This is a genomic window from Acinetobacter sp. 1294596, assembly GCF_000582925.1.
Classification (GTDB): domain Bacteria; phylum Pseudomonadota; class Gammaproteobacteria; order Pseudomonadales; family Moraxellaceae; genus Acinetobacter; species Acinetobacter radioresistens.
Genome location: NZ_JFCC01000141.1, coordinates 1 through 379, shown reverse-complemented (window position 1 = coordinate 379; position 379 = coordinate 1). Strand labels below are relative to the sequence as shown.

General features: G+C 51.7%; 1 rRNA gene. It reads right to left on the bottom strand.

Annotation, left to right across the window (positions count from 1 at the left end):
- Nucleotides 1-117: 117 nt before the first annotated feature.
- A 16S ribosomal RNA gene (locus J502_RS16280) occupies nucleotides 118-379 on the bottom strand; the annotation flags it as partial.

Sequence of the window (379 nt, the reverse complement as noted above, 5' to 3'; positions counted from 1 at the left end):
TGAACTTGTGACCCCACGCTTATCAAGCGTGTGCTCTAACCAACTGAGCTACAGACCCTCAGATACATCTATGAAGAACAACTTGTTGTGGATTCTTACCAATCGTCAATCTTTCGTTAAGGAGGTGATCCAGCCGCAGGTTCCCCTACGGCTACCTTGTTACGACTTCACCCCAGTCATCGGCCACACCGTGGTAACCGCCCTCTTTGCAGTTAGGCTAGCTACTTCTGGTGCAACAAACTCCCATGGTGTGACGGGCGGTGTGTACAAGGCCCGGGAACGTATTCACCGCGGCATTCTGATCCGCGATTACTAGCGATTCCGACTTCATGGAGTCGAGTTGCAGACTCCAATCCGGACTACGATCGGCTTTTTGAGA